The sequence below is a fragment of the Sulfitobacter dubius genome, from assembly GCF_027214245.1.
Taxonomy (GTDB): Bacteria; Pseudomonadota; Alphaproteobacteria; order Rhodobacterales; family Rhodobacteraceae; genus Sulfitobacter; species Sulfitobacter dubius_A.
This window is the reverse complement of the sequence record NZ_JAPWHM010000001.1, coordinates 668667-693868: the sequence shown is the minus strand read 5'-3', so window position 1 is coordinate 693868 and position 25202 is coordinate 668667. Positions and strand designations below refer to the sequence as shown.

The 25202-nt window shown below is 62.1% G+C and carries 33 protein-coding genes and 1 tRNA gene; 13 read left to right on the top strand and 21 right to left on the bottom strand.

The window, feature by feature from the left end; genetic code table 11:
* Positions 1-23 precede the first annotated feature (23 nt).
* Complete coding sequence (locus O4H31_RS03395) at positions 24-698, top strand: type 1 glutamine amidotransferase domain-containing protein (protein ID WP_132443795.1); 675 nt, start codon at positions 24-26, stop codon at positions 696-698.
* Between the two features lie 91 nt (positions 699-789).
* A complete protein-coding gene (locus O4H31_RS03390) occupies positions 790-1002 on the top strand; it encodes a hypothetical protein (protein ID WP_269342782.1) in 213 nt (70 codons plus the stop codon).
* Here O4H31_RS03390 and O4H31_RS03385 read toward each other — a convergent pair.
* The 5 genes from O4H31_RS03385 to pyk all read right to left on the bottom strand — a co-directional run bounded on the left by O4H31_RS03385 (position 991) and on the right by pyk (position 4859).
* Entirely contained in the window at positions 991-2187 is a 1197-nt protein-coding gene (locus tag O4H31_RS03385; RefSeq protein ID WP_269342779.1) for a Hint domain-containing protein, read from the bottom strand. The two genes, O4H31_RS03390 and O4H31_RS03385, sit on opposite strands and share 12 nt — an antisense overlap.
* A 254-nt stretch (positions 2188-2441) precedes the next feature.
* Positions 2442-2807, bottom strand: a complete 366-nt coding sequence (gene rplT / locus O4H31_RS03380) for a 50S ribosomal protein L20 (protein ID WP_007118124.1) — start codon at positions 2805-2807, stop codon at positions 2442-2444.
* 15 nt (positions 2808-2822) lie between these two features.
* Positions 2823-3023 carry a 50S ribosomal protein L35 gene (gene rpmI, locus O4H31_RS03375; RefSeq protein ID WP_067624805.1) on the bottom strand — a complete coding sequence of 67 codons (201 nt, stop codon included), beginning with the start codon at positions 3021-3023 and terminating at the stop codon, positions 2823-2825.
* 136 nt (positions 3024-3159) lie between these two features.
* On the bottom strand, positions 3160-3384 hold the full coding sequence (locus O4H31_RS03370) for a hypothetical protein (RefSeq protein ID WP_067624919.1): 225 nt from the start codon (positions 3382-3384) through the stop codon (positions 3160-3162).
* A 29-nt stretch (positions 3385-3413) separates the two neighbouring features.
* Positions 3414-4859 (bottom strand): pyruvate kinase, encoded by a 1446-nt coding sequence (pyk, locus tag O4H31_RS03365; RefSeq protein ID WP_067624802.1) that lies wholly within the window; start codon positions 4857-4859, stop codon positions 3414-3416.
* Positions 4860-5011: 152 nt separating this feature from the next.
* On the opposite strand from pyk, the gene O4H31_RS03360 reads away from it, so the two are divergent.
* Positions 5012-5323, top strand: a complete 312-nt coding sequence (locus O4H31_RS03360; RefSeq protein WP_269342765.1) for a DUF1244 domain-containing protein — start codon at positions 5012-5014, stop codon at positions 5321-5323.
* A 194-nt stretch (positions 5324-5517) separates the two neighbouring features.
* On the opposite strand, the gene O4H31_RS03355 is transcribed toward O4H31_RS03360, so the two are convergent.
* The gene (locus tag O4H31_RS03355; RefSeq protein WP_269342763.1) at positions 5518-5976 is read right to left on the bottom strand and encodes a MaoC family dehydratase; all 459 of its coding nucleotides are present in this window, start codon (positions 5974-5976) and stop codon (positions 5518-5520) included.
* Positions 5977-6082: 106 nt separating this feature from the next.
* Between O4H31_RS03355 and O4H31_RS03350 the strand changes: the two genes are divergently transcribed.
* A complete protein-coding gene (locus tag O4H31_RS03350; protein WP_269342760.1) occupies positions 6083-6526 on the top strand; it encodes a DMT family transporter in 444 nt (147 codons plus the stop codon).
* A gap of 3 nt (positions 6527-6529) precedes the next feature.
* Here the strand turns inward: O4H31_RS03350 and O4H31_RS03345 are convergent, their stop codons facing one another.
* The 3 genes from O4H31_RS03345 to dgcN are packed head-to-tail and all read right to left on the bottom strand — an operon-like array spanning position 6530 to position 9362.
* Positions 6530-7390 (bottom strand): D-amino-acid transaminase, encoded by an 861-nt coding sequence (locus tag O4H31_RS03345; protein WP_269342759.1) that lies wholly within the window; start codon positions 7388-7390, stop codon positions 6530-6532.
* Between the two features lie 2 nt (positions 7391-7392).
* Entirely contained in the window at positions 7393-8358 is a 966-nt protein-coding gene (gene dgcA / locus O4H31_RS03340) for an N-acetyl-D-Glu racemase DgcA (RefSeq protein ID WP_269342756.1), read from the bottom strand.
* Positions 8359-8360: 2 nt separating this feature from the next.
* Entirely contained in the window at positions 8361-9362 is a 1002-nt protein-coding gene (gene dgcN / locus O4H31_RS03335) for an N-acetyltransferase DgcN (RefSeq protein WP_269342754.1), read from the bottom strand.
* A 257-nt stretch (positions 9363-9619) separates the two neighbouring features.
* Between dgcN and O4H31_RS03330 the strand changes: the two genes are divergently transcribed.
* Complete coding sequence (locus O4H31_RS03330; RefSeq protein WP_269342752.1) at positions 9620-10579, top strand: L-malyl-CoA/beta-methylmalyl-CoA lyase; 960 nt, start codon at positions 9620-9622, stop codon at positions 10577-10579.
* A gap of 158 nt (positions 10580-10737) precedes the next feature.
* Positions 10738-11700: an acetyl-CoA carboxylase carboxyltransferase subunit alpha gene (locus tag O4H31_RS03325; RefSeq protein WP_269342750.1), complete on the top strand. Its 963-nt coding sequence runs from the start codon at positions 10738-10740 to the stop codon at positions 11698-11700.
* On the opposite strand, the gene O4H31_RS03320 is transcribed toward O4H31_RS03325, so the two are convergent.
* On the bottom strand, positions 11697-12143 hold the full coding sequence (locus O4H31_RS03320) for a GNAT family N-acetyltransferase (protein WP_269342748.1): 447 nt from the start codon (positions 12141-12143) through the stop codon (positions 11697-11699). The two genes, O4H31_RS03325 and O4H31_RS03320, sit on opposite strands and share 4 nt — an antisense overlap.
* A gap of 293 nt (positions 12144-12436) precedes the next feature.
* Between O4H31_RS03320 and O4H31_RS03315 the strand changes: the two genes are divergently transcribed.
* The gene (locus O4H31_RS03315; protein ID WP_269342746.1) at positions 12437-12748 is read left to right on the top strand and encodes a hypothetical protein; all 312 of its coding nucleotides are present in this window, start codon (positions 12437-12439) and stop codon (positions 12746-12748) included.
* A 14-nt stretch (positions 12749-12762) separates the two neighbouring features.
* Here O4H31_RS03315 and O4H31_RS03310 read toward each other — a convergent pair whose 3' ends face one another.
* Positions 12763-13413 (bottom strand): GntR family transcriptional regulator, encoded by a 651-nt coding sequence (locus tag O4H31_RS03310; RefSeq protein ID WP_269342744.1) that lies wholly within the window; start codon positions 13411-13413, stop codon positions 12763-12765.
* 126 nt (positions 13414-13539) lie between these two features.
* Here O4H31_RS03310 and O4H31_RS03305 point away from each other — a divergent pair, with 126 nt between their 5' ends.
* Both O4H31_RS03305 and O4H31_RS03300 read left to right on the top strand, forming a co-directional pair.
* Entirely contained in the window at positions 13540-13833 is a 294-nt protein-coding gene (locus tag O4H31_RS03305; protein WP_067624770.1) for a Dabb family protein, read from the top strand.
* An 8-nt stretch (positions 13834-13841) separates the two neighbouring features.
* On the top strand, positions 13842-14963 hold the full coding sequence (locus O4H31_RS03300) for an aminodeoxychorismate synthase component I (RefSeq protein WP_269342739.1): 1122 nt from the start codon (positions 13842-13844) through the stop codon (positions 14961-14963).
* Here the strand turns inward: O4H31_RS03300 and O4H31_RS03295 are convergent.
* A complete protein-coding gene (locus O4H31_RS03295; protein WP_269342737.1) occupies positions 14960-15646 on the bottom strand; it encodes a M48 family metallopeptidase in 687 nt (228 codons plus the stop codon). The two genes, O4H31_RS03300 and O4H31_RS03295, sit on opposite strands and share 4 nt — an antisense overlap.
* A 111-nt stretch (positions 15647-15757) precedes the next feature.
* On the opposite strand from O4H31_RS03295, the gene O4H31_RS03290 reads away from it, so the two are divergent.
* Positions 15758-16087, top strand: a complete 330-nt coding sequence (locus O4H31_RS03290) for a TIGR02300 family protein (protein ID WP_269342735.1) — start codon at positions 15758-15760, stop codon at positions 16085-16087.
* A gap of 93 nt (positions 16088-16180) precedes the next feature.
* Positions 16181-16256 (top strand) — tRNA-Ala (locus tag O4H31_RS03285).
* A 361-nt stretch (positions 16257-16617) separates the two neighbouring features.
* Here O4H31_RS03285 and O4H31_RS03280 read toward each other — a convergent pair.
* A complete protein-coding gene (locus O4H31_RS03280; protein ID WP_269342733.1) occupies positions 16618-17382 on the bottom strand; it encodes a sulfite exporter TauE/SafE family protein in 765 nt (254 codons plus the stop codon).
* A 142-nt stretch (positions 17383-17524) separates the two neighbouring features.
* Here O4H31_RS03280 and O4H31_RS03275 point away from each other — a divergent pair, with 142 nt between their 5' ends.
* Both O4H31_RS03275 and O4H31_RS03270 read left to right on the top strand, forming a co-directional pair.
* Positions 17525-19207 (top strand): acyl-CoA dehydrogenase family protein, encoded by a 1683-nt coding sequence (locus tag O4H31_RS03275; protein ID WP_269342731.1) that lies wholly within the window; start codon positions 17525-17527, stop codon positions 19205-19207.
* Positions 19208-19274: 67 nt separating this feature from the next.
* Positions 19275-19667: an META domain-containing protein gene (locus O4H31_RS03270; protein ID WP_269342729.1), complete on the top strand. Its 393-nt coding sequence runs from the start codon at positions 19275-19277 to the stop codon at positions 19665-19667.
* On the opposite strand, the gene recO is transcribed toward O4H31_RS03270, so the two are convergent.
* From recO to O4H31_RS03230, 8 genes are all read right to left on the bottom strand, one after another.
* Entirely contained in the window at positions 19651-20373 is a 723-nt protein-coding gene (recO, locus tag O4H31_RS03265; RefSeq protein ID WP_269342728.1) for a DNA repair protein RecO, read from the bottom strand. The two genes, O4H31_RS03270 and recO, sit on opposite strands and share 17 nt — an antisense overlap.
* The gene (locus O4H31_RS03260; RefSeq protein WP_259983167.1) at positions 20373-20702 is read right to left on the bottom strand and encodes a DUF1491 family protein; all 330 of its coding nucleotides are present in this window, start codon (positions 20700-20702) and stop codon (positions 20373-20375) included. Before O4H31_RS03260 ends, recO begins: the two co-directional genes overlap by 1 nt.
* Before the next feature lie 15 nt (positions 20703-20717).
* Positions 20718-21626, bottom strand: coding sequence for a GTPase Era (era, locus tag O4H31_RS03255; protein WP_269342725.1), 909 nt, complete (start codon positions 21624-21626; stop codon positions 20718-20720).
* Positions 21623-22309: a ribonuclease III gene (gene rnc / locus O4H31_RS03250; RefSeq protein ID WP_269342723.1), complete on the bottom strand. Its 687-nt coding sequence runs from the start codon at positions 22307-22309 to the stop codon at positions 21623-21625. Before rnc ends, era begins: the two co-directional genes overlap by 4 nt.
* Positions 22306-23142, bottom strand: coding sequence for a signal peptidase I (gene lepB / locus O4H31_RS03245; RefSeq protein ID WP_067935565.1), 837 nt, complete (start codon positions 23140-23142; stop codon positions 22306-22308). Before lepB ends, rnc begins: the two co-directional genes overlap by 4 nt.
* Before the next feature lie 132 nt (positions 23143-23274).
* Positions 23275-23679 carry a holo-ACP synthase gene (acpS, locus tag O4H31_RS03240; protein ID WP_132443813.1) on the bottom strand — a complete coding sequence of 135 codons (405 nt, stop codon included), beginning with the start codon at positions 23677-23679 and terminating at the stop codon, positions 23275-23277.
* 144 nt (positions 23680-23823) lie between these two features.
* The gene (locus O4H31_RS03235; RefSeq protein WP_269342719.1) at positions 23824-24267 is read right to left on the bottom strand and encodes a PA2169 family four-helix-bundle protein; all 444 of its coding nucleotides are present in this window, start codon (positions 24265-24267) and stop codon (positions 23824-23826) included.
* Positions 24268-24380: 113 nt separating this feature from the next.
* Complete coding sequence (locus O4H31_RS03230) at positions 24381-25133, bottom strand: pyridoxine 5'-phosphate synthase (RefSeq protein ID WP_269342717.1); 753 nt, start codon at positions 25131-25133, stop codon at positions 24381-24383.
* Positions 25134-25202 lie beyond the last annotated feature (69 nt).

Below are 25202 nucleotides of genomic sequence, written 5' to 3'. Positions count from 1 at the left end.
AACTCCCCCGAAAGGAGAGACCTATGAAAATCCTGATGGTTCTGACATCGCATGACGAACTGGGCGACACCGGCAACAAGACCGGCTTCTGGCTCGAAGAATTCGCTGCGCCCTACTACGTCTTCAAAGACGCGGGCGCTGATGTGACCCTCGCCTCGCCCAAAGGTGGCCAGCCGCCGCTTGACCCCAACAGCGACAGCGAAGACGCGCAGACCGACGCGACCCGCCGTTTCAAAGACGACGACGCTGCGCAAAAAGCGCTGGCCTCGACCAAAGTGCTGGGCGATGTGGATGCGGACGGTTTCGACGCGATCTTCTACCCCGGTGGCCATGGCCCGCTGTGGGATCTGGCCAATGACGCCGACAGCAAGCGCCTGATCGAGACCTTCTGGGCCTCCGACCGCCCCGTGGGTGCCGTCTGCCACGCGCCAGCGGTGTTCAAGGACACCCAAGCCGACGGCAAGCCGCTGGTCTCTGGCAAGCGCGTCACCGGCTTCACCAACACCGAGGAAGAGGGTGTAGGCCTGACCGACGTGGTGCCCTTCTTGGTCGAAGACATGCTGAAGAAGAACGGCGGCGACTACAGCAAGGGCGACGATTGGGCGTCTTACGTGCTGGTCGATGGCAAGCTGGTCACTGGCCAGAACCCCGCCTCTTCGGAAGAAGCGGCGAAAGAGATGCTGGCACTGTTGAAGTAACGGCATGAGGGGGCGCAGCCGCGCCCCCTTCCCCGCCCGGAGGAACCGCCTGTGGTCGCGGTGTGTTTTACCTCCGAAAGGAGCCTCCGACATGGCCGATTATGACCGCAGCACCGGCGCCCCATGGAGCGCCGCAGACCTTGAGCAGCTTCGCATTCTGGCGGCAGAGGGCACAGCGCCCCCCGTGATCGCCGTACAACTGGACCGCAGCGAAGAGGCAATCGTCCATCGGGCCGCGCAGGACGGCATCAGCCTGACCCCCGCCAGCCTGAACCCCTATGACCCCGACACGTTAGACCGATAGCAACGCGCGCCCGTTCTTCTTGTGCTTTTCGATCAGCCGTTTTTGCACCGCCCCGGGTGGAATCGGATGCGCGGATGCGCCGAAAGCGTCACCCGCGACCAAGGCGGGAAAGAGCGTGGCAAATTCTTCGCGCTGCGCAGTGCTTAGGGCGCCGATCGTTTCGGTGTTCAGCAGGAAGCTCTCACTCGGCGCGCCCTCGGCATAGACGACCTCGTGCTGCTTGAAGACCAGGTGAAAATATTCCACCTGAGCCACGCTGTCGTCTATATGCACCCCCGGCAGTTCGGTCAGCCGGATGGCGGCGACGAGCACTGCCATGGCCCCGCAAACCCGTTTCACGATGCCCGAGCGCGCAACCATGCGGTGCTGCCGCGACACCATGAGATCGCGTTTGGGCAGGCCCGCGCCCAATGCCCCAGCGGAGATCCGAATGGGATACAGCTTTGGGTTCTTCCCCAGTTCCGACGCCCCGACAGAGCGGCGCAGTGCGGCAACAAGTTCTTGATAGCCACTGCCTTGGGTCAGTACGCGCGCGCCGGGGGCCAAGGTTTCGACCGGCAGATCGCCCTTGTCGGTGGTGATCAAGGTGCCCCGCGTGAAACAGGCGACACCGGTCGAGACGAGATCCCCCTCCTCGCGCATCGTGTCGATGTCGGACTTCCAATCCAGACTTCCCACAAGCCCACCCTTGGGCTGAGCGGAGAAATCAACGGTCATGGTGGTGAAAAGATCCCCCGCAGGCGGGCTGCCTGCCAGATTGACGATGCCAGCGTAGGTCACCTCAAGATCACCGGCCAAATCCCGCGAGTCTGCGTTCACCCGGAAGGGAAACCCCTCTAGCGACGTGGGGGTTGAGCCGCCGTTCGGATCGTCGTCCGGGGCTGTGGTGGTATCGAAAACCGAACTGGCGGGCTGGAGGTCGATCTCCATAGTGGCCAGAGGTTTGGTCGTTTCCAGATGGTGCCAGTCATAGCCAAAGGACATCTGCGTGTTCTCGCCAACCGCCGCGCCATTCGTATAGGGGTCTGTCGCGTGCCACGTCAGCGTCTCGGTCGAGCCGTCGGCATAGGTCAGCGTGATCCGCGCCCCATCCAAATCGACACCGCGGGAACTGGTATCGTCGCGAATGCCGTGGACCGTTTCATGGGGGTCTTCGTCCAACCTATTGATTACAATCCCGGGCATAAACGTCCCCACCTTTTCTAAATAACCTGCCGACGAACAACGATAATTACTGCGGCACCATGCAGATAGGCTGCACAGTGACCTGTCGTTGGGGCAGATTGTCCATGGGGGTGAGGAGCAGGCAAGGCCGTGGCAAGGGATTATCGGGGCAAAATTATGGCAAGGCCCGTGCGCCCGCCCCGAAACGCAGCTCCCCCAAACGCAAAAAGCCCCGCCATCAGGCAGGGCTTTCGCAAATTCAAAACAATGTCAGCTTAGGCTGCCAGTGCGTCCTGGGCCTGCTTGACGATCGCGCCAAAGGCTTCGGGCTCATGCACGGCCAGATCGGCCAGAACCTTACGGTCCACTTCGATACCGGCCAGCGACAGACCGTTGATGAAGCGGCTGTATGTCAGCGCTTCGTCGTGGCTGCGCACGGCTGCGTTGATCCGCTGGATCCACAGAGCGCGGAAGTTGCGCTTGCGATTCTTGCGGTCACGCGTTGCATATTGGTTGGCCTTGTCGACCGCCTGGGTGGCGACCTTAAAGACGTTCTTGCGCCGACCATAATAGCCTTTTGCGGCTTTGATGATCTTCTTGTGACGCGCGTGGGTGACTGTACCACCTTTAACTCGGGACATCTCGGTACTCCTATATCAGCGGGCGTAGGGCATGAAGCCCTTGATGATCTTTGCATCGGGCTCGGACAGTGCTGTCGTGCCGCGTGCGTTACGGATGAACTTGTTGGTCCGCTTGATCATACCGTGCTGTTTGCCAGCTTGGCTGCCGATGACCTTACCAGTCGCCGAGACCTTAAAGCGCTTTTTGGCGCTCGATTTCGTCTTCATCTTGGGCATTTCCGTCTCCGTCTTTTGAGTTCGGTATAAACACGACTCGGCATGCCACTTGAGGCCGGTCGTGCAGGCTAAGATGCGCCGTATAGGCGCGCTCGGGCAAGGATGCAAGAGGTTTTGAGCAGCGCTGTAGACGCGCCTAAGGCAACAGGTCCGCCGCCACGGAAACGAAGACATCCGGCAGCGTCTCGAAGGAATAGCGCCCCGGATTTTTCTGCAGGGCAAAGACGATCAGCCCGGCAGCAATCAAGATCGTGATGGCCGAGGCGCGCGGCGACCGACGGTCGGTCACCGCAGAGAGGATCGAAGGAATCGACAGCACCGCCAGAACGATGCCGACCACCATTGCCAAGTCAGAGTTCACACGCAACACCCCCCCTAGTTGAGGAAAGGCTACTCCGGATCGGATGCGTAAATCAAACGTTCGTCACAGGGCGCCACGCGCAGAATATTGGTGCTGCCCGGCACGTTGAAAGGCACACCGGCGGTCACCACGATATGATCCTCCGGCCCGGCGTAGCCCTCTGACAATGCCGCCCGCGCGGCGCTGAGGACGGCCAGTTTGAACCGGTCATGCCCATCGGTGATGATGCAATTCGTACCCCAGCTCAGCGCCAGACGGCGCGCGGTATTGACCAGCGGCGACAGCGCGATGATCGGCACGCGAGGGCGTTCGCGCGCGGTCAGTAGCGCGGTGGTGCCCGATTGGGTGAAACAGCAGATCGCCTTGATGTCCGTCGTCTCGGCAATCTCACGGGCGGCGGCGACGATCCCGTCGGCCACGGTGGTACGGTCCGCGGTGCGCGAAGATTCGATGATCTGCGTATAGGTCGGATCGGCCTCGACCTCTTGGGCGACGTTATCCATCGTCGCCACGGCCTCCAGCGGGTAATCCCCGGCGGCTGATTCCGCACTCAGCATCACCGCATCCGCGCCTTCATAGATCGCCGTGGCCACGTCCGACACTTCGGCGCGGGTCGGCATCGGGCTTTCGATCATCGATTCGAGCATCTGGGTCGCCACGATCACCGGCTTGGCCGCCGCCCGGCATTTGCGCACCAAACGCTTCTGAATCGGCGGCACGTTCTGGACGGGCAGTTCCACGCCCAGATCGCCGCGCGCCACCATGATGCCGTCGCTGACATCCAAGATCGCCTCGAAACGCTCCACCGCGGCGGGCTTTTCGATTTTCGACAGGATCGCCGCCCGGCCTTTGACCAGATCGCGCGCCTCGGTCACATCCTCGGGCCGCTGGACAAAGCTGAGGGCGAGCCAATCGACCCCCAACTCGCAGACGAATTCCAGATCAGCGCGGTCCTTCTCGGACAGGGCGGCCAAGGGCAACAGCACGTCAGGCACGTTCACGCCCTTGCGGTTCGAGATCACGCCGCCCGTCACGACTTCGCAATCGGCGAAATCAGGACCACAGTCGCGCACCTTCAGACGTATTTTACCGTCATTGACCAACAGGCTCGCGCCCGGCTCAAGGGCTGCGAAAATTTCGGGATGGGGCAGGCAAACACGGGCTGCATCGCCCGGCGCCTCATCAAGATCAAGCCGGAAGGATGCCCCTTCTTCCAAGGTCGGCCCGTCGCCCTCGAAAACGCCCACGCGCAGTTTCGGCCCCTGAAGGTCAGCCAAAATGCCAATTGCGCCGCCAGTCTCTTTCTCGATCTCGCGGATGATACGATGCTTTTCGCGGATCTCTTCATGGCTGCCGTGACTCATATTGAGCCGGAAAACATCTGCACCGGCGTTGTGCAATGCCGCGATCACCTCTCGGGTTTCGGAGGCTGGCCCGAGTGTGGCCACGATCTTTACATTGCGCAAACGTCTCATATCTGTTCCTTCGTGTCCTATGTCCCCAAAGCGAATGTTAACGATAACATCGCCTATCCGGTGGCCTAGCGCCCCCATGAGTGCCTGTCAAAGGTTTCATCAGAATGACGGTCCCTCGCGGTTCCGTCCAGTGATATGAGAAGGAAGCTGTCATGCCCAGCCAACAAGAGATCGAACTGCAAGCCGCCGCCTTTCGCCGGTTGCAGAAACACCTGATGGAAGACCGGACCGATGTGCAGAACATCGACATGATGAACCTCGCCGGATTTTGCCGCAACTGCCTGTCGCGCTGGTATCAAGAAGCCGCCAACGAGCGCGGCATCGATATGGGCAAAGAAGAAGCGCGCGAGTTGTTCTACGGGATGACCATGGACGCATGGAAAGCCAACTATCAGACCGAAGCGAAAGACAGCCAGAAAGAGGCGTTCAAAACGGCGTTTGAAGAGAATGTCGGCAAAGGCTGAACAACCCGTCAAGCTGAAACAATACACCGTCAAGCGATTGCATCGACCATGATCGCGAAACACTCACCACCTGTGCGGCGTGAGTGAAACCGTTAATCGGGCAGGCATTCGGGGCTTTCTTTTCAGCGGCCCTGTGCCTGCCCTTTTCGCCTGCATTGCTGAGCTTCGGCCCCCACCGCCCCGACGGGGGCCGCTCAAAACATGTAGAACACCAGCCAATCGGCCTTCAGCGCCGGGCGCTCTGCCCCCTCAATCTCAACCGTCGCGGCGAAGCGGGTCATCAGATTGCCGCGCCCCCGCGTCTGCGCCTCAGCTAAAGTAAACCGTCCCCGGATCCGCTTGCCGGAATGCACCGGCGCGATGAAACGCACGCTGTCGAACCCGTAGTTGATCGACGCCTTTGCCCCCGTCATCACCGGCAGCGCGCCATAGGCCATGCCCGACATCATCGACAGCGTCAGCATCCCATGCGCCACGGTGCCGCCGAAATCGGTTTCAGCTGCGCGGACGGGATCCACATGAATAAACTGATGATCTTCGGTCACATCGGCAAAAGCGTTGATTCGCGCCTGATCCATCATGAACCACGGCGAGACGCCCAATTCACGGCCCACGAAGGCTTCCATCTCTGCTCGATCAATCTCTCTGCGCATTGCGGCCTCCTCTTTGCGCCAGTCTAGCCGCGCGGCCCGTGGCTGCGAAAGCCCTTGCGCCCGGCGGGACATCTCTCATGCTGGGGCCAACCAGAGCGGAGCCGTCATGAACACCCCCATCCATGCCCTTATCGTCGTCGCCATCGCCGGGGCCGCCGTGGCCTTGCAAACGCCGATCAACGCCGCCTTGGGCCGCAACATCGGCAGCGGTGTGGCTGCGGCGGCGGTATCTTTTGGCATCGGTTTTGCGATCCTGCTGGCGGTGTTGCTGCTGCGAGGCGAGTTGGGCGCCCTGCCCCGCGCGGCCTCGGCCTCGCCGGTCTTGCTGCTGGGCGGGGTGCTGGGCGCGTTCTACGTCTGGTCTGTGCTCTGGGCGATCCCGACGCTGGGAGCGCTGACGGTGATCTCGGCGCTGATCCTCGGCCAGTTGAGCGCAGCACTGATGATTGATGCGACCGGGCTTTTGGGCCTGACGGTGCAGGCCATCACCCCCACGCGCATCGCCGCCGCCGCGTTGGTGGCGGCGGGGCTTGTTTTATCGCGGTTCTGAGCGTCAGATCGCGGTTTTGCGCATCTCTTCGAGATAGATTTCGCGCAGACGGGGCGCCAATTTGCCCGGCGTGCCGCTGCCGATCTTGGCCCCGTCAATCTCTACCACGGGGGTCACGAAAGCGCTGGCGGAGGTCACGAACGCTTCATCCGCCTGCTGCGCCTCTTCGATGGTAAAGTTCCGCTCTTCCACCTGCATCTGCGCCTCGCGGGCCAGTTCCAGCACCGCCTTGCGGGTGATGCCGTGCAGAATGTCGCTGGAGGTCTCGCGCGTCACGATCTTGCCGTCTTTCACGATATAGGCGTTGTTCGAGGTGCCTTCGGTGACGAAACCGTCTTCGACCATCCAAGCGTCTTCGACACCCGCCTTCTTGGCCATCATCTTGCCCATCGACGGGTAGAGCAGCTGTACTGTTTTGATGTCACGGCGGCCCCAGCGAATGTCTTCGATGCTGATCACACGGATGCCGTCACGGGCGGCAGGGTTGTCGGCCAGGCCCGGTTTCGCTTGAGTGAACAGCACCAGCGAAGGCGCGGTGGTGTCGGGATCGGGGAAGGCGAAATCGCGGTCGCCATCCGACCCGCGCGTGACCTGAAGGTAGATCAACCCGTCTTTAATCTCGTTGAGACGCACCAACTCGCGGTGAATTTCCAACAGCTCTTCGGTGGTCGCAGGCGCACGCATGTCGAGTTCGTTCATCGAACGGGTCAACCGTTCGGCGTGGCCGTCAAAAGCGATGAGCTTGCCATCCAGCACGCTCGTCACCTCATAGACCCCATCGGCCATCAGGAATCCCCGGTCGAAGATCGAGATCTTGGCCTGATCCTCGGGCAGATATTCGCCGTTTACATAGACAGTTCGCATGGTCACCCCCAGAGCGCGGCCACGGGGGGATGCACGCCCGCGCCGTCGAATTTCAAAGCATTGTCGCGGTCTTCGGCCAGAAGCAGCGGGCCGTCAAGGTCCACGACCTTTGCGCCTTGGGCGATCAGTGTCGCGGGGGCCATGGCTAGCGACGAGCCGACCATGCAGCCGACCATCACGTCGAACCCTTCGGCCCGCGCCGCATCGTGCAACGCCAGCGCTTCGGTCAGCCCGCCGGTCTTGTCGAGCTTGATGTTCACCACATCGTATTTGCCCTTGAGACCCAGCAGGCTGGCGCGGTCATGGCAGCTTTCATCCGCGCAGACGGGCACGGGGCGATCCATGCCCAAAAGCGCGTCGTCGTCCCCTGCGGGCAGGGGTTGTTCGACCAATGCCACGCCAAGGCGGACCAGATGCGGCGCAAGGTCGGCATAGACCTCAGCCGACCAGCCCTCATTGGCGTCGATGATGATGGTGGCATCGGGCGCACCCGAGCGCACGGCTTCGAGCCGGGGCATGTCGTCGGGGGTGCCGAGCTTGATCTTCAGCAGTGGCCGATGGCTGTGCTTCGCCGCCTGCAAGCGCATCGCCTCGGGTTCGTCCAGCGAGAGGGTATAGGCCGTGATCTCCGGCCCCGGCGCGGTCAGCCCGGCCAGTTCCCAGACCCGTTTGCCGGCGCGTTTGGCCTCCAAATCCCAGAGCGCGCAGTCGACCGCGTTGCGTGCGGCCCCGGCAGGCAAAAGGTCATAGAGCGCTTGGCGGGTGATATCGCCGGGCAAGCCGTTAATCTCAGCCGTGACCGATTCGAGGGTCTCGTCATAACGCGCGTAGGGCACGCATTCGCCCCAGCCGGTCACACCACCATCGGTGATGCGGACGGTCAGCACTTTGGCCTCGGTCCGCGAACCGCGGCTGATGGTAAAGACCTGCGCCAGTTTGAACGTATCTGCGGTAACGTCGATCTGCATGGTCACAGCGCCGCCAGTGCATCGGCCAGCCGCGCAGCCCCTTGCCGGAAGGGATCGACCGCAGGCAGACCAAGACGCTCTTCGACCTCGGCCAGATAGGCATCCGCCTCGGCCTCAGACATGTGGTAGGTGTTGACCGAGATACCAACGACCTTGCAGTCGGGGTTGGCCACCTGCGCCAGTGTCAGAGCCACATCACGCACCGCTTCCATGCTTGGCAAGCTGTATTCCGGCAGGCCGCGCATATGGGTCCGCGTGGGCTCATGGCAGAGGATCAGCGCGTCGGGCTGGCCGCCGTGGATTAGCGCCATTGTCACGCCTGAGTAGGAGACGTGGAACAGGCTGCCCTGCCCTTCGATGATGTCCCAATGGTCATCGTCATTGGCGGGGGTGAGATATTCCACCGACCCGGCCATGAAATCGGCGATCACGGCGTCCAGCGGCACGCCTTCGCCGGTGATTAGGATGCCGGTCTGGCCCGTGGCACGGAAGGTGCTTTTCATGCCCTTTTCGCGCATCGCCTCATCCAGCGCGAGGGCGGTGTACATTTTCCCGACCGAGCAATCGGTGCCAACGGCCAAGACCCGCTTACCGCTACGCTTCTTGCCGTCGGCGATGGGATATTCGACGCTGGGCACGCGCACGTCATGCAATGTGGTGCCGCTCGCATTGGCGGCGGCGACCAGATCGGCTTCGTTGCGCAGAAGGTTGTGCAGGCCCGAGGCGATGTCGAACCCCATGTTCAGCGCCTCAATCAGCACCTCTTTCCAAGCCGCGCTGATCTTGCCACCACGGTTGGCGACACCGATGACCAAAGTCTCGGCCCCTGCCTCACGCGCTTCGGCCAGCGTCATGTCTTGCAGACCGAGATCGGCCTTGCAGCCTTCCATGCGGAATTGACCGACCGCGTTGTCGGGGCGCCAGTCCTTGATGCCTTGGGCGACCTTGGCGGACAGAGAGTCAGGCGCGTCGCCCAGAAAGAGCAGATAGGGGGTTTTGATCATGGCAAGCCTCCGGCATTGAATTTGTCCGCATATTGCGCGCGAGAATACGCAAGTGCGTGGCGTTGTCGACGCATCTGCATGCAAATGAGCAGCATTTACCGCGAATTACCGTTGGTTGCGCAAAAATCGTGCGCCGCCTCGGCTTGTCTCGAAAAACATCGAAATGCTGCAACTGCGAAACCCCTCTTGCGATTGGCGGCGCAATTTCATACCAGAATGAATACTGATGATGAAACAAAATTACCCATAGGTGCCCCATGAGCTTCCGCATTCAGCCTGCCGCCCCTGCCCGTCCGAACCGCTGCCAATTGTTCGGCCCCGGCTCCCGCCCGGCGATCTTTGAAAAGATGGCGGCCTCGGATGCCGATGTGATCAACCTCGACCTCGAAGACAGCGTGGCACCTTCGGACAAGGACAGCGCGCGCGCCAATATCATCAAGGCGATCTCTGAGATCGACTGGGGCAAGAAGACACTTTCGGTCCGGATCAACGGGTTGGACACGCCCTATTGGTATCGTGATGTGGTGGACCTGCTGGAGCAGGCCGGGCCGCGGCTTGACCAGATCATGATCCCGAAGGTCGGCTGTGCGGCGGATGTCTATGCGGTGGATGCGCTGGTGACGGCGGTCGAGACCGCCAAGGGCCGCGAGAAGAAGATCAGCTTTGAGGTGATTATCGAATCCGCCGCCGGTATTGCCCATGTGGAAGAGATCGCCGCCGCTTCGCCGCGCCTGCAAGCGATGTCGCTGGGGGCCGCCGATTTCGCGGCCTCGATGGGGATGCAGACCACCGGCATCGGCGGCACGCAGGAAAACTATTATATGCAGCGCGGTGAGCAAAAGCATTGGTCCGACCCGTGGCACTGGGCGCAGGCCGCGATCGTCGCCGCCTGCCGCACCCATGGCGTGCTGCCGGTTGACGGGCCGTTTGGCGATTTTTCGGATGACGAGGGTTTCCGCGCGCAGGCGCGGCGATCGGCGACATTGGGGATGGTGGGCAAATGGGCGATCCACCCCAAACAGGTCGCGCTGAGCAACGAGGTTTTCACGCCTTCCGAGGAGGCCGTGGCCGAGGCGCGGGAGATTCTCGCGGCGATGGAAGAAGCCAAGGCGAAGGGCGAAGGGGCGACGGTCTATAAAGGGCGTCTGGTTGATATCGCCAGCATCAAACAGGCCGAGGTGATTGTGCGCCAGTCCGAGATGATCGCCGGGGGCTGAGCGCCTTTGGCAGACCGCCGGGGGCGCTGTTCCCGGACCCCCGCGGGTATTTGAAAAAGGATGAAGAGGTTAGGGTCTGCGCCTGCCTGCCTGTCAAACCCGCGTTGCAAACCGGCGCGTTGCGCTCCATATAACAGGGCAACAAGCCGGAGCATGCAATGACCCAATATTTGGATTTCGAAAAACCGCTGGCCGAGATCGAAGGCAAGGCGGAAGAGCTGCGGGCATTGGCCCGGTCCAACGAAGAGATGGACATCACCGATGAGGCCCGCGCGCTGGACAAAAAAGCGGCGGGGATGCTCGAAGACCTTTATGGCTCATTGACGCCATGGCGCAAATGTCAGGTGGCGCGTCATCCAGAGCGGCCCCATTGCAAAGACTATATCGAAGCGCTTTTCACGGAATTCACTCCGCTGGCAGGCGACCGCAATTTTGCCGATGATCTGGCCGTCATGGGCGGGCTGGCGCGGTTTAACGATACGCCGGTGGTGGTGATTGGCCATGAGAAGGGCAATGACACCAAGAGCCGGATCGAGCGCAATTTCGGCATGGCGCGGCCTGAGGGTTATCGCAAAGCCGTCCGGCTGATGGAACTGGCGGATAAGTTTAACCTGCCCGTGGTCACCATCGTCGACACGCCCGGGGCCTATCCCGGTAAGGGTGCCGAGGAGCGTGGCCAGTCCGAGGCGATTGCCCGCTCGACGGAAAAATGTCTGCAGATCGGTGTGCCGCTGATTAGTGTGATCGTCGGTGAAGGCGGCTCTGGCGGGGCGGTGGCTTTTGCCACGGCGAACCGCGTCGCGATGCTGGAACATTCGGTTTATTCGGTGATCACGCCCGAAGGCTGTGCGTCGATCCTGTGGAAAGACAGCGAGAAGATGCGCGAAGCCGCCGAGCAGATGCGTTTGACGGCGGATGAGCTCAAGACGCTTGGCGTGATCGATCGGATCATTCCGGAACCGATGGGCGGCGCGCATCGTCATGCCGAAGAGTCGATCAAGGCGGTGGGTAAGTTGATCGAAGCCATGCTCAAGGAACTCGACGGTAAGGACGGCAAGACTTTGGTCAAAGAGCGCCGGACCAAGTTCCTTGAGATGGGACGAAAAGGACTGGCAGCTTAAGCCAGCCGCCGCCGAAAGCGCGGATCAAGCGTGATTTGATCGAAACCGGCGGCGCGGTAGAACCCCTGCGCGCGCCGGTTTTTTGTATCTGTGCCCACGGTCACATAGCTGCATCCCTGCGCCTTGGCATGCTCCAGCGCTGCCTCCACCAGTGCTTTGCCGATGCCGCGCCCGCGGGCGGTGTCGCAGACAAAGAGGTGGTGGAGGTCCATCCCCCTTGCGCCGAATTGCAACTGCATCTGCGGGCAAAGCGCCGCATAGCCATGCAGGCCGGTCACGCCTTCGGCCACCAAGAGTGTCAGCCAAGGCGCGGGGCCAAGGCAGTCTCGCTCCAGAGCGGCCAGCGTAAGTGTGGCGGTGTCGCCGTGGTAGGCGGCCAGCGCATGGGCCAGATCGAGGACCATTGGTAGATCGGATTTTTGGACGGGTCGAATGGGGGGCATGTCGTCTCTTTCTGTGATCGCCACAGGGAGACAAGCAAAGCCGCGCTGTGGCGGCTTGTGGATATGGGAATAGGTGCCGCGCCAGTTAGGAGCGGGGATAATAGACTGTTGTGAAGCAGGTCTGTTCCATGAAGCGTAGATGCGCTTCTGCCGCGCACCTGTCAAGCGCCGCATATGTGACCCGGTGTGATTTGCAAACGGCTCCAACGCAGCCGATATTTATACTACAGGGCGTCTGCGACACCCCTGTGCCGCCGGATGCCCTTGTTGACCACAGCACAAGGGAGCCTGTCATGTATAAACGTATTCTCACTGCCGCCCTGCTCTTTGGTATGGCCTGCACCGGGCCACCGGTCTTTGCTCAGGCTCTGGCCTGCGCCCCGCGTGCGGAGCTCGCTGCGCGATTGGAAGCCGCCTATGGCGAGACCCTTTCGGCGCGGGGCCTGCAAAACCCGAACGCGCTGATCGAAGTTTTTGCCTCGGCTGAAAGCGGCAGCTTTACCGTGTTGATAAGCAGGGCTGATGGCATGAGCTGTATTTTATCAACCGGCACGCATTGGATGGTCGAACCTCCCGCGCCGCCCAAAAAGGGCGCGGCGAGTTGAGCAGGGGCCAGCAGTTAACTGGCCAGCATCCGCAGTCCTTGGGTGACATCAGAGCGCACCGCCAGTCGCAGCCCCGGCTCATCCCCCGCGCGCAAAGCGGCGATGATCAACCGGTGGAAATGCGGCGGCTCGGTCCGGCGCAGGCGGCCATAGAGCGCGCGCATGGTGGGGCCCAGTTGCAGCCAGACCGTTTCCGCCATGGCAAGCATGGCAGGTGCTTGGGCGCGCAGATAAAGCGTGCGGTGGAATTCGAGGTTGGTGCGGATATAGCTGACCGCATCGCGGTGGGCCACTGCCTCGGCGATATTGGTGTTGATGGTCTGCATCCGCTCGATCAGCGCCATATGGGCGCGCGGCAAGGCGCGAGAAGCCAGCTCGACCTCCAGAAGCGCGCGAAGGGCGGCCAATTCCTCAATCCGTTCGTTGCTGAGTTCGGGGGTGGAGATGCGCCCAGAGGCCGACATCGTCAGCGCGCCTTCGGCCGCTAAACGCCGCACCGCTTCGCGCGCGGGCGTCATTGAGACTTCGTACTCCTTACCGATGCCGCGCAGGGTCAAGACATGACCGGGCGGCAGGTCGCCGTGCATGATCCGCGCGCGCAGGCGGCGGTAGACACGATCATGGGCCAGCGGTGTGGCCTCGACAGGGCGGGGGCTGAGGTTCATAACGCGGTTGTGATCACAAATTGGCCACCCGTCAAGCGCGGCATTTTACGGCGCTGAGCACGATCACCCGTTGTCCCGGACCCTGCGGCGATTTATCGGGGATAAAACCGCCAAAGGAGACGCGCCTTGACCAAACGAAACTTCATCCGTCACGTGGTCTTTTTCTCGGCCAAAGACCCCAAAGACTTGCCCACGATCGTGGCGGGGCTTTGGAAACTGGCCGACATCCCGCATTCGACAACTTTCGAGATCTGCGAAAACACCCGTGTCGATGCGCTGTCGGGCGATGTGGATGTGGTTGTCTATGCCGAATTCCCCGACGCCGAGGCGCTGGCCGCCTATAAGGCGCACCCGATCTACCAAGAATCCATCGATATCGTCCGCCCGCTGCGCGACATGCGCGTGCCCGCGGACTTTTAAGGCGCGGCATGGCTGGTCCTTGCGTCCTCTTTGACACTGGCCCGCTGGGAAGCGGCACAGGTTTTCACGCGCCTCAGCGGATCATCAGTGCCCAGACCCCCGCAGAGGTGCCCGCAGTCTTTGCAGCCCTTGAGGCGGCGCAGGCGGGAGGCGCGTGGCTTGCTGGCTATGCGAGTTATGAGCTGGGCTACCTCGGCTCTGGTAAGCTGCGCGACCTGATGCCAGCGGAGCGCGGGCTGCCCTTGCTGCGTTTCGGGGTGTTTGATGCGCCCGAGGCGCACCGTTTCGCGGACGCGGCGGGGGATGCAAGCCTTTCTGAGCTGACACCGGACTGGGACTTTGACCAATATGAGGCCGCCTTTGCGCAGGTGCAGGACTTTATCACCGCAGGGGATATCTATCAGGCCAACCTGACCTTCGGCTTGGAGGGGCGCTATACCGGCACGCCCGCCGCGCTTTATGCCCGGCTGCGCCAGCGCCAGAGGGTGGAACATGGGGCCTTCGTCGATCTTGGCGGCCCGGTGCTGCTGTCACGCTCGCCCGAGTTGTTCTTTGCGCTGACCGCGGATGGACACCTGACCGCGCGCCCGATGAAGGGCACCGCGCGGCGGGGGCGGGACGCCCATGAAGACGCTAAGCTGCGCGCCGATCTTGCTGCTTCGGAAAAGAACATGGCCGAGAACCTGATGATCGTGGACCTGCTGCGCAATGACATCAGCCGGATTGCCGAGGTGGGCAGTGTCGAAGTGCCGAAACTGTTCGAAATCGAAACCTATGAGACCCTGCACCAGATGACCTCGCGGATCACGGCGCAGGTCTTGCCGGGCAAGCGGCTGGCCGAGATCTTCCACGCGCTCTTCCCCTGTGGCTCAATCACCGGCGCGCCTAAGATTCGCGCCATGCAGATCCTGCGCGCGCTAGAGCCCGCGCCGCGCGATGCCTATTGCGGCGCGGTGGGCTGGATCGCCCCCACGGGGGCCATGCAGTTCAACGTGGCGATACGCACGGCGACCTGCCACGCCGATGGGCGGTTGCGGCTGAATGTCGGTGGTGGCGTGGTGCATGACAGCACGGCCGAGGATGAATATGCCGAAGCGCTGCTGAAAGCGCGCTTTGCGACCCTGCCCTAGAACCGGTAGCGATGCAGCCTGCCGCCATGGTCGCGCAGCCATCGGCGGGGGGCCTGATAATCACCGTATATCCGCGTGACTTCGGCCCAGAAGGCGGGCGAATGGTTCATCTGCGCCAGATGCGCGACCTCATGGGCAGCGACGTAGTCTAGCACCTCGGGCGGGGTCATGATCAGCCGCCAAGAGAACATCAGCCCCCCATCGCTGGTGCAAGACCCCCAGCGAGAGCGCGTGTCGCGCAGGGTGATCCGGGTGTAGGGCTTGCCCAGCAGCGCGGCATAATCGTCACAGGCCCCAGCGAGGCGGTCGCGGGCCACTTCGCGCAGATGCGCCGCAAGACGTTTGCCAGTGCTCTCTTCCGGACCGGGCACGAAGATTTCTTCCGGGCCAATCCGCACGCCCCTCCCCTGCCCGCCGCGCACCCGCAGCACCTTGCCGCCCATTGGCACCTCAGCCCCCGGCGCCACGATCACATCCTCGCCCCGCGCGGCAAGATGCTGGCGAATCCAGTCCTGTTTGGTCTCGGCAAAGGCCAGAGCCTCACGCTCGGCCAGACGTTTGGGCATGGTCAGGGTGACCCGCCCGTCCAACTGCGAGATCCGCAAAGAGATGCGTCGCGCGCGCGCCGAACGGCGCAGGATCAACGGAATCGGCGGGTTGCCGGGCAGCACAGGGTCTTTCATTACCGGAGCAACGTCCCTAGATAGAGGCCAAAGCCTTTGACAGTGCCCCCCTCATATGGCACTTGGCCGGAATCATCTACACGCAACAGCAATATTATAAAGGGGTGTTTCATGCCCAACGAAGAATGGGGAACCAAGCGCCTGTGCCCCACTACGGGCAAGCGCTTCTATGACCTCAATAAGAATCCGATCATCAGCCCCTACACGGGCGAAGAGGTCGAGGTCGACAACTCCAAGTCGCGCATGATCGCAGCGGATGCCGAGGATGCGGTCACAGCCAAAGCCAAGAAGGGCGACAAGGCGGACGACGAATCGCTGGTCGATGACGATGATGCGGTCGACGTGGATCTGGATGACGATATCCTTGATGACGACGACGATGATGACGATACAGTTCCGCTCGACGATCTGGCCGATGTGGCCTCGGACGACGAGGATTAATTAATCGGCGGCGGGGTCAATTTTCCGCTTGATCCCGCCTCCGCCAGCGCCTAATTAGCGGCACAGAACGACCCGGATCACATGATCCACGATGGGGCCTTAGCTCAGCTGGGAGAGCGCCTGCATGGCATGCAGGAGGTCAGCGGTTCGATCCCGCTAGGCTCCACCAAACACCTTACAAAGTAAGGTGTGACGCGCGGCAGTCGCTTCGAAAAAGCGATGAGAGCGCCAGCGCAACAGCCCATACAACCGACACGACACTATCTGACCATTGCAAACGATCCATTGCGATCAGCATCCAAGGGCCATCGCCTGACCGCGGGTCAGCGATCATACGTCGCCTCATGCCACTTTATGGTTCGACCATGATGTGCGTCCGCGAGGTCACGCCTAGCGTCACCAAATCGCCTACCCGGTCGCACCAGAGGTGCGCCCTAATACGACGGCACACCTTTGGCGTGACGGGCGAACAGGCAATGCCCCGGCGCCTGCGGCTTGATTCCGGGCCCGGTAGCCGCATCTGAGGTCGCTTAAAAGATCGCCCGTCGGATCAGGTTCAACCCCGCCACCATCAGCACCAGCAACGTCATCTTGCGGAACAGCACTGGGTCCACCCGGTCCATCACCTTGCTGCCCAGCCAGACGCCCAGCATCACCGGCAGGATCAGCAGCGCCGAAAACGGCCATGTCTGCGCATTCAGCACCCCCGACCCGATATGCGCCGCCAAAAGCGCCACGGCGCCCAGCCCGTAGATCACACCTTGGATTCGCATCTGGTCATGTTTCTCGGTCCCGAGCGCGGTGAGATAGGCCACCGTGGGCGGCCCCCAAATGCCCGAAATCCCTCCGACGGCCCCGGCAAAACCGCCCACCAGCGCCTCAACCTTGGCCGAGCGCTGAGGCAGATAAAATTTATACTTGGACAGTTGCAGCAGCGCGAACAGTACCACCGGCACACCAATCATCAAGAGCATCACCGTAGCGGGCACCAACCGTACCATCTGCGCGGAGAGTACCAGCATCACGCCGCCGCAAACCAAGAAAACCCAGAACAACCGGATCGAACGCAGCGCCGCCTGCGGCCCCTGCCGTAGCGCTTGGAACGCATTGGCAAGCACTGTCGGCAGAATCAGCCCCGCCAGCGCCAATTCGGGCGCCATAAAGGTCGTGAGACCAGATATGAGTACGAGCGGCAGAGCAAAACCGACAACGCCCTTCACGAACCCGCCACAGAGGCCGATTGCAAGTGCAGCATAGAATTCGAACGGGGTGAGAAAGGGGAAAATACTGTCCATACCGCTACATAGCACCCCCTCGCGCAGCCGCACGTCAAAAATACGCACGCAAGATTAAAACAAAATGCTGCAGCAAAACGTATCTTTGTTGTGCTGCAACTGCGAAAGGTCTATGTCTTCCCCAAGCAAGAAAGGACAGCTCATGGCACATGATGGTCAGGATATGACGATGCATAGCGTAATTCTCGACGATCTGATCGGGCTCACCGGCACGACGCTGCCGCCGTTAGATCGGCTGCTGGAAACCGCCACCGCCGCCGTCCGCGCGCAGGTGAGCGAGGGGGATCGCGTCTCGGCCAAGCTGATCGAGGCCAACCAGATCGCCGCCCACGGGCTCGCATGGCTCGCCACTTATGTCCAAGCGCTCCGGCAGATGCAGCTTTGGGCCGAACGGCTGCAGGATGACGGGCGCTTTGGTGAGGTTGAGCAACTGCTGCACCAGATCGGTTTTGGCGAGTACCTTTGCCAGATCCGTGGGGGCATCCAGATGAACCAAGGCGAAATACTGCGCCTGCAAGATTTGGGGCTGAGCGCTGAGGATGAGGCCACGCTCGACGCGCCGTCGATCACCACCCTGGCCCGCAGCGGCAACACTCAAGCCGCGCGCAGCCGCTTGGTTGAACTCATGCAGGAGCGCAGCGCCGATGTGACCTTCGGCGTCAGCGGCCTTGATGAAGAGCTTGAGATGATCCGCGACCAATTCCGCCGCTACGCGGTTGAGAAGGTCGAACCCTATGCCCATGACTGGCATCTGAAGGACGAATTGATCCCCATTGAGGTGATCAAAGAACTGGCCGAGATGGGCGTCTTTGGCCTGACTATCCCCGAAGAATACGGCGGGCTGGGCCTGACCAAAGCGTCGATGTGCGTGGTCAGTGAGGAACTCTCTCGCGGCTATATCGGTGTCGGCTCCCTCGGCACCCGGTCGGAAATCGCGGCGGAACTGATCCTCTGCGGCGGTACGACTGAGCAGAAAGAAAAATGGCTGCCCCGCATCGCCAGCGCGGAAACGCTGCCCACGGCAGTCTTCACTGAGCCGAACACCGGCTCGGACCTCGGCAGCCTGCGCACGCGCGCGGTAAAGGACGGCGACGACTATAAGGTGACCGGCAATAAGACATGGATCACCCATGCAGCGCGGACCCATGTGATGACCCTGCTGGCACGCACCGATCCGGAAACCACAGACCACCGCGGCCTGTCGATGTTCTTGGCCGAAAAGACCCCCGGCGACGATGCCAACCCCTTCCCCACCCCCGGCATGACCGGTGGAGAGATCGAGGTGCTGGGCTACCGCGGGATGAAGGAATATGAGCTTGGCTTCGACGGCTTCGAGGTGAAGGGCGAGAGCCTTCTGGGCGGCGAAGAGGGGCGCGGCTTCAAGCAACTGATGGAGACGTTTGAGTCCGCCCGCATCCAGACCGCTGCGCGTGCCATCGGTGTGGCGCAATCGGCGCTCGATATCTCGATGCAATACGCCCAAGACCGCAAGCAATTCGGCAAGGCGTTGATCAACTTCCCCCGCGTGTCGGGCAAGCTGGCGATGATGGCGGTGGAACTGATGATCGCGCGGCAGTTGACCTATTACAGCGCGTTTGAAAAGGACGCTGGCCGTCGTTGCGATGTCGAAGCAGGCATGGCGAAACTGCTCGGCGCGCGGGTCGCTTGGGCCGCTGCCGACAACGGCTTGCAGATCCACGGCGGCAACGGATTCGCGCTGGAATACAAAATCAGCCGAGTGCTTTGTGACGCGCGTATCCTGAACATTTTTGAAGGAGCGGCGGAGATCCAAGCGCAGGTTATCGCGCGCCGTCTTCTGGGCTGACGTTCCGGGGTTGCAAGCGCCGCTTCTGTCAGAGACATAGGCGGCGTTTCCAGCCAAAGGACAGCCCATGCGCAGCTTCTTGATCCTCGCCGCCCTCAGCGCCCTGCCGCAATGTCAGAGCGACGAAACCGTCCGCGCCTACGGGGCGGGCGACAAGACATGGACCTTGGTGGAACTGGACGGCACCCCCTTCGACGCCCGCGCCACGCTGACCTTCCCAGAGACCGGAAAGATCGCCGGAGAAGCGCCCTGCAACGCCTATAGCGCCGCGATGACGGTGCCCTACCCGTGGTTTGACGCGGGCCATATCGCGGCCACGCGCCGCGCCTGCCCGGACCTCGCAGCAGAGACGGCGTTTCTAAATGCATTGGGGGACGTAACGATTTCAGACGTGTTGGGCGACACACTGATCCTGTCGGATGAAAGCGGCGAACGACTGATCTTCAAAGCCGCCGACTGAAGGCATCGATAAAGCGCGCACGGGCTTCGGGCAGGGGTTTGCCCCCCAGATCGCGCGCCAGATGCGCGGCAAGGAAATGGCCCGTCGTAACAAGCCCCTGCGCAATCTCCGCATCGCTCCCCGTGCCGCCGCGCAGGACAGCCGGCAGCGGCAGCAAACGATCCGCCCATTCCCCCGCGCCTTTGGCCGAGACCGCGCGGCCCGACTTGGGCGAGACATAGATCAAGTCTTCGCTCACCCCAGTTACCGCGCAGATTTCAAGATCGAGCGCATAGCCCATCTCTTCCAACAGACGCAGCTCCCATTTCAGATAGGCCAGCGGCCAGACATCACCCTGCCCCAGCATGTCAAGCAGCGCCTCGGTGCGGCGGTAGAGCGCAGGATGCGGCTCGCGTTCCGGCAGACAAAAGGACAAAAGCGCGGTCACCGCGTTCAACCCCGCCAGCGCCAGACGGTCTTGCATCGCTACCGCGGCACGGCTGCGCAGAGGCTCGACGGTGAAGGCGCCGATATGATCCTCCAACCGCGCGCGCCATGCCAGATCAAGCTGCGCGCCGGGCTGCAGGCTGGGGGCGATCTTGCGGCTGGTGCCTCCGCGCACGATCCCGGCATGGCGGCCTTGTTCGGGGGTGAAGACCTCAATGATCGCCGAAGTCTCGCCATGTCGCCGCGCGCTCAGCAATATGCCTTGATCGCGCCATTCCATCAGCTTAGCCCCGGCTCGTCCAGCAGGTGACGACCCTGACGGTCCTCAACTTCGATCACCCAGAGGTCCGGGTCAAAACTGCGCTGGCGGGTGACGGTGGCATCGACCTCGGCCTCGTCGCCCGCGGCCAGCTCAATCCACTTGCGGTCCCCGGTCATCAGATCAAAGGAGCGCTGGAACAGCACCGCGCGGCCATCCAACGTGGCCAGCTTGACCAGCACCGCGCCGCCCGTGTCGTCACCGTGCGCCACAACGAAAGCGGGGATATCCTGCAACCGCAGCCGGGTGAGATAGGCATCGACCCAGAAACGCGCCGTCAAACGCGGCATGGCTGACCTTTACGCTCAGTCGTTGCCATCTTTGAAATCCAAGCCCATCTCGGAGTAACGCTCGGCCTCTTCCAGCCAGTTGGCGCGAACCTTGACCTGCAAGAACAGATGCACCTTGCGGCCCAGAAATTCTTCAAGCTCTTCCCGCGCCGCTTTGCCCACGGCCTTGATCGTTTCGCCCTTATTGCCCAGCACGATGCCCTTGTGGCCGTCGCGGATCACATAGACCAATTGGTCGATCCGGGCGGAGCCGTCCTTGCGCTCTTCCCAGTTCTCGGTCTCGACGGTGAGCTGATAGGGCAGTTCCTGATGCAAGCGCAGGGTCAGCTTCTCACGGGTGATCTCAGCCGCGATGTTGCGCATCGGCAGATCGGCGATTTGATCCTCGGGGTAGAGCCACGGGCCTTCCGGCACCTCTCCCGCCAGCCACTCGCGCAGCGTGTCGATGCCGTGACCGCGCTCGGCGGAGATCATGAAGGTCTCGGTAAAGTCGAAACGCGCGTTCATCTTCTCGGCCAACCCCAGAAGGACGGGGGCCTCAACGCGGTCGATTTTGTTAATCGCCAGCGCCACGCGGCGGCCTTTGGCGATGTTGCCGAGTTCCTCAAGGATACGCTCAACGCCCTCGGTCATCCCGCGGTGCGCTTCGATCAGCAGCACGATCACATCGGCATCCGCGGCCCCGCCCCAGGCGGCGGCGACCATAGCACGGTCCAGACGGCGGCGCGGTTGGAACAGGCCGGGGGTGTCGACGAAAACCAGTTGCGTCTCGCCCTCCATCGCCACGCCACGAATCCGGGCGCGGGTCGTCTGGACCTTATGCGTCACGATCGAAACCTTGGCCCCCACCATGCGATTCAACAGCGTGGATTTGCCCGCGTTGGGCTCTCCGATCAGGGCGACGAATCCGGCACGGGTGGTCATGAGTTCTTCTCCAATTGCCGCAGCAATGTGCTGGCGGCGGCCTGTTCGGCAGCGCGTTTTGAGGGCGCGGTGGCGGCGGCTTCGGCGCCGTTGTCCAGCCGCGCGGTAATGGTAAAGACCGGCGCGTGGTCCGGGCCGCTGCGGTCAGTCTGCACGTAGCGCGGCGGGTTCAGCCCGCGCGCCTGCGCCCATTCCTGCAGCGCGGTCTTGGCATCACGCGCATCTTCCTTGACGGTTTTCAGCCGGTTGCCCCACATCCGCAACACGAGGTCTTTGGCCGCGTCAAACCCGCCATCCAGATAAACGGCGGCAATCACCGCCTCGATAGCGTCGCCCAAAAGCGCCTGCTTGCGCCGCCCGCCGGAGATCATCTCTGACCGACCGAGCTTTAGCACCTTGCCCAGATCAATCTCACGCGCGACATCGGCGCAGGTTTCCTTTCGCACCAGCGCATTGAAACGCGGGGCCAACTGGCCCTCTGTCGCGCCGGGATCAAGCGCCAGCAGCGCCTCCGCCATGACAAGGCCCAGCACCCGGTCGCCTAAAAACTCCAACCGTTGGTTGTCATCGCGATTGGCCGAGGACATTGAGGCATGGGTCACCGCGCGAACCAGCAGCTCCGGCTTGCCGAAGTGATGGCCGATCCGCGCCTCGAAGGCTTTGAGGTCTCCGCTTAGCTTCATCTGACAGCTTCGAAGAAACGGTCGCTGCGCCATGTCCAGAAGAACAGCATCGAACGCCCGGCAGAGCTGAACATAATGCGATCCGCGCGGCCAATGAGGTTCTCGAAGGGCACGAAACCCACGCCACCCGCACGCTGCGCCAGACGGCTGTCGGCAGAGTTGTCGCGGTTGTCGCCCATGAAGAAGTAATGCCCCTCAGGTACGGTATAGACGCCCGTGTTGTCCGACTGCTGGTTGGTGATGTTCAAGATCGGGTGCGAAACCCCATTGGGCAGCGTTTCGATCTGGCGGCTTTTGACGCAGGTGCCGCCTTGGCCAACGGGGCCGTTTTCGCAGCGCGGACGCAGCTGCTGTGGACCTTGGGGGGCCATGACCTCTTCAAAGGTGCCTGCATCCTCAACTTTGACCGGGGTACCGTTCAGGCTGATAACGCCGTTTTGGATCTGGACCTTGTCCCCCGGCAGACCGATCAGACGCTTGATGTAGTCGCGGCCCGACACGGGGTGACGGAAGACCACCACATCGCCGCGCTCAGGCTCGGACCCGAAGAGACGCTCATTGTCGCCGTCGAACACTCCGCAGACATCCTTGGCGTCGATCTCGATCCCGACACCGGGGAGCATCAGGCTGGGGCAAGACGCATAGGAATAGCCGTAAGCCATCTTGTTTACGAAAAGGAAATCGCCGATCAGCAGCGTCTCTTTCATCGACCCCGAAGGGATCCAGAAGGGCTGGAAGAACAGGGTCCGAAAGACACCGGCGATCAGCAGCGCCCAGAAGATTGTCTTGATAGTTTCGACAAAGGCGTTGCCGGTTTTTTCCTTAGCGGCCATGCGGCGCTCCTGACATATCGGTTTGGGGTTACATGCGGGGCCGTGCGGGCCAAGTCAAGTGACGCGGGGCCGGATCGGCCTGCCCCGCGTGCATATGACGCGAAACGGCGGGGCGCGCCAGTCTGAGCGGTCTTAATCGGCAAGGGGGCGCGCTTCGATCACCACAAAAGCCTGCGCCCAAGGGTGATCGTCGGTCAGGGTGACATGGATGATCGCCTCGTGCCCCGGCGGGGTCATCGCGGCCAGACGATCGGCGGCCCAGCCTGTCACTTCCATCACCGGCTGGCCGGTGCGCAGATTGCTGACCGCCATGTCGCGCCACGCAATGCCCATGCGCAGCCCGGTGCCAAGCGCCTTAGAACACGCCTCCTTCGCGGCCCAGCGTTTGGCGTAAGTTCCCGCGACATCGCGGCGACGCTCGGCCTTGCGTTGTTCCACGTCCGTAAAAACACGATTGCGGAAACGGTCGCCAAAGCGGTCGAGCGTGCCTTGGATACGCTCGATATTTGCCAAATCAGTACCGATGCCGAGGATCATTGGGTGCCATTCTTGTCGCGTGACGGGCCGATGCGCCCTTTCCCGACAATAGATCATGCGCCGTTGCCGAGGAAAAGCAGCAATACGACGCGAAAACGCCGTCCCGCGGAACGGGACGGCGTTAAACTCTGGATGTCGCGCAGCTTAGGCCGTGGCGTGGCGCGCTTTTTCGGCTTTCGCCTCATCAATGGCGCGCTGCACAGAGGCGCGCTGCTCGGTCAGGAACTCATAACCGGGGCGGCCAGCGGTGGCTTTGATCGCATCGTCGTAGTTTTCGACCAATGCGGCTTCGCCGTTGACGATTTCGTCATAGACGGCTTCGTCATCGCCGGTCACCGCGTCGCGCAGTTTCAGCCAACCACGGTGGGCCGATGCAGCGGCGGAGCCTTCTTCGGAGACATCCACGCCGTCGACGCCCAACTGGCGGTGCAATTCGGTGTGGAACTTCTCGCGCTCAGCGATGCGTTGGTCAAAGAAGCCGACGAAAGCGGCCTCATCCGAGACCTGCTTGCGGGATTCACGATAGCCGTCGCGGCTGTCGATTAGGCGGGTGTGGAGCTTCTTCAGTGTGTCGATATGGTCGCTCATTGGTGCCTCCTTAGGTTTGTTAACCAGTCTGGCGGCCCAACGCAGTCAAAGCCGTTTTGGGTCCAGAAGAAGGCATCCATTGAGTGGATTTTCGCCACCGAAGACCAGCGGGCTTAGCCCTCGCGGGCCTCATCCATCAGGCGGCGCATCTCGGCGATGGCGGGTTCCAGCCCGAGGAATATCGCCTCTCCGATCAGGAAGTGCCCGATGTTGAGTTCGCGCACCTCTGGAAAGGCGGCGATGGGGGTCACCGTGTCATAGGTCAGCCCGTGTCCGGCATGAACCTCAAGCCCGAGGGAAGCTGCGAAATTCGACATCTCGCGCAGCTTGTTAAGCTCGACATCCGCCTCGTCCCAGCGGCCTTCGGCGAAGGCATCGCAATAGGCGCCGGTGTGCAGTTCGATCACCTCTGCGCCGATGCGATTGGCGGCTTCGATCTGCGCAGGCTCGGCCGCGATGAAGATTGACACCCGGCTGCCCGCCTCGCGCAGGGGCGCGATGAAATGGGCCAGCTTGTTCTCCTCGCGGGCGACTTCCAGCCCGCCCTCGGTGGTGCGCTCTTCGCGTTTTTCAGGCACGATACAAACAGCGTGTGGCTTATGATGCAGGGCAATCTTTTGCATCTCGTCGGTGGCGGCCATCTCAAAGTTCAGCGGGACGGAAAGCACCTCCATCAACCCTTCGATATCGGCGTCAGAGATATGCCGCCGGTCTTCGCGCAGATGCGCGGTGATGCCATCGGCGCCAGCCTTTTCCGCGATCTTGGCCGCGCGCAGCGGGTCGGGATAGGCGCCGCCCCGCGCGTTGCGCACGGTCGCCACATGGTCAATGTTCACGCCCAATCTCAGCTTTGGTTGATCCGCCATCTCGATTCCCCTTGCATCACTTGCCCGACCATAGGTCGGAAATTTCGCCAACCCCATAGGGGGAAGCGG

What these genes read in the sequence shown, in the direction of transcription:
- O4H31_RS03395 (WP_132443795.1), top strand. Translation starts at nt 24, where the DNA reads ATGAAAATCCTGATGGTTCTGACATCGCATGACGAACTGGGCGACACC.
- O4H31_RS03390 (WP_269342782.1), top strand. Translation starts at nt 790, where the DNA reads ATGGCCGATTATGACCGCAGCACCGGCGCCCCATGGAGCGCCGCAGAC.
- O4H31_RS03385 (WP_269342779.1), bottom strand. Translation starts at nt 2,187, where the DNA reads ATGCCCGGGATTGTAATCAATAGGTTGGACGAAGACCCCCATGAAACG.
- rplT (WP_007118124.1), bottom strand. Translation starts at nt 2,807, where the DNA reads ATGTCCCGAGTTAAAGGTGGTACAGTCACCCACGCGCGTCACAAGAAG.
- rpmI (WP_067624805.1), bottom strand. Translation starts at nt 3,023, where the DNA reads ATGCCCAAGATGAAGACGAAATCGAGCGCCAAAAAGCGCTTTAAGGTC.
- pyk (WP_067624802.1), bottom strand. Translation starts at nt 4,859, where the DNA reads ATGAGACGTTTGCGCAATGTAAAGATCGTGGCCACACTCGGGCCAGCC.
- O4H31_RS03360 (WP_269342765.1), top strand. Translation starts at nt 5,012, where the DNA reads ATGCCCAGCCAACAAGAGATCGAACTGCAAGCCGCCGCCTTTCGCCGG.
- O4H31_RS03355 (WP_269342763.1), bottom strand. Translation starts at nt 5,976, where the DNA reads ATGCGCAGAGAGATTGATCGAGCAGAGATGGAAGCCTTCGTGGGCCGT.
- O4H31_RS03350 (WP_269342760.1), top strand. Translation starts at nt 6,083, where the DNA reads ATGAACACCCCCATCCATGCCCTTATCGTCGTCGCCATCGCCGGGGCC.
- O4H31_RS03345 (WP_269342759.1), bottom strand. Translation starts at nt 7,390, where the DNA reads ATGCGAACTGTCTATGTAAACGGCGAATATCTGCCCGAGGATCAGGCC.
- dgcA (WP_269342756.1), bottom strand. Translation starts at nt 8,358, where the DNA reads ATGCAGATCGACGTTACCGCAGATACGTTCAAACTGGCGCAGGTCTTT.
- dgcN (WP_269342754.1), bottom strand. Translation starts at nt 9,362, where the DNA reads ATGATCAAAACCCCCTATCTGCTCTTTCTGGGCGACGCGCCTGACTCT.
- O4H31_RS03330 (WP_269342752.1), top strand. Translation starts at nt 9,620, where the DNA reads ATGAGCTTCCGCATTCAGCCTGCCGCCCCTGCCCGTCCGAACCGCTGC.
- O4H31_RS03325 (WP_269342750.1), top strand. Translation starts at nt 10,738, where the DNA reads ATGACCCAATATTTGGATTTCGAAAAACCGCTGGCCGAGATCGAAGGC.
- O4H31_RS03320 (WP_269342748.1), bottom strand. Translation starts at nt 12,143, where the DNA reads ATGCCCCCCATTCGACCCGTCCAAAAATCCGATCTACCAATGGTCCTC.
- O4H31_RS03315 (WP_269342746.1), top strand. Translation starts at nt 12,437, where the DNA reads ATGTATAAACGTATTCTCACTGCCGCCCTGCTCTTTGGTATGGCCTGC.
- O4H31_RS03310 (WP_269342744.1), bottom strand. Translation starts at nt 13,413, where the DNA reads ATGAACCTCAGCCCCCGCCCTGTCGAGGCCACACCGCTGGCCCATGAT.
- O4H31_RS03300 (WP_269342739.1), top strand. Translation starts at nt 13,842, where the DNA reads ATGGCTGGTCCTTGCGTCCTCTTTGACACTGGCCCGCTGGGAAGCGGC.
- O4H31_RS03295 (WP_269342737.1), bottom strand. Translation starts at nt 15,646, where the DNA reads ATGAAAGACCCTGTGCTGCCCGGCAACCCGCCGATTCCGTTGATCCTG.
- O4H31_RS03290 (WP_269342735.1), top strand. Translation starts at nt 15,758, where the DNA reads ATGCCCAACGAAGAATGGGGAACCAAGCGCCTGTGCCCCACTACGGGC.
- O4H31_RS03280 (WP_269342733.1), bottom strand. Translation starts at nt 17,382, where the DNA reads ATGGACAGTATTTTCCCCTTTCTCACCCCGTTCGAATTCTATGCTGCA.
- O4H31_RS03275 (WP_269342731.1), top strand. Translation starts at nt 17,525, where the DNA reads ATGGCACATGATGGTCAGGATATGACGATGCATAGCGTAATTCTCGAC.
- O4H31_RS03270 (WP_269342729.1), top strand. Translation starts at nt 19,275, where the DNA reads ATGCGCAGCTTCTTGATCCTCGCCGCCCTCAGCGCCCTGCCGCAATGT.
- recO (WP_269342728.1), bottom strand. Translation starts at nt 20,373, where the DNA reads ATGGAATGGCGCGATCAAGGCATATTGCTGAGCGCGCGGCGACATGGC.
- O4H31_RS03260 (WP_259983167.1), bottom strand. Translation starts at nt 20,702, where the DNA reads ATGCCGCGTTTGACGGCGCGTTTCTGGGTCGATGCCTATCTCACCCGG.
- era (WP_269342725.1), bottom strand. Translation starts at nt 21,626, where the DNA reads ATGACCACCCGTGCCGGATTCGTCGCCCTGATCGGAGAGCCCAACGCG.
- rnc (WP_269342723.1), bottom strand. Translation starts at nt 22,309, where the DNA reads ATGAAGCTAAGCGGAGACCTCAAAGCCTTCGAGGCGCGGATCGGCCAT.
- lepB (WP_067935565.1), bottom strand. Translation starts at nt 23,142, where the DNA reads ATGGCCGCTAAGGAAAAAACCGGCAACGCCTTTGTCGAAACTATCAAG.
- acpS (WP_132443813.1), bottom strand. Translation starts at nt 23,679, where the DNA reads ATGATCCTCGGCATCGGTACTGATTTGGCAAATATCGAGCGTATCCAA.
- O4H31_RS03235 (WP_269342719.1), bottom strand. Translation starts at nt 24,267, where the DNA reads ATGAGCGACCATATCGACACACTGAAGAAGCTCCACACCCGCCTAATC.
- O4H31_RS03230 (WP_269342717.1), bottom strand. Translation starts at nt 25,133, where the DNA reads ATGGCGGATCAACCAAAGCTGAGATTGGGCGTGAACATTGACCATGTG.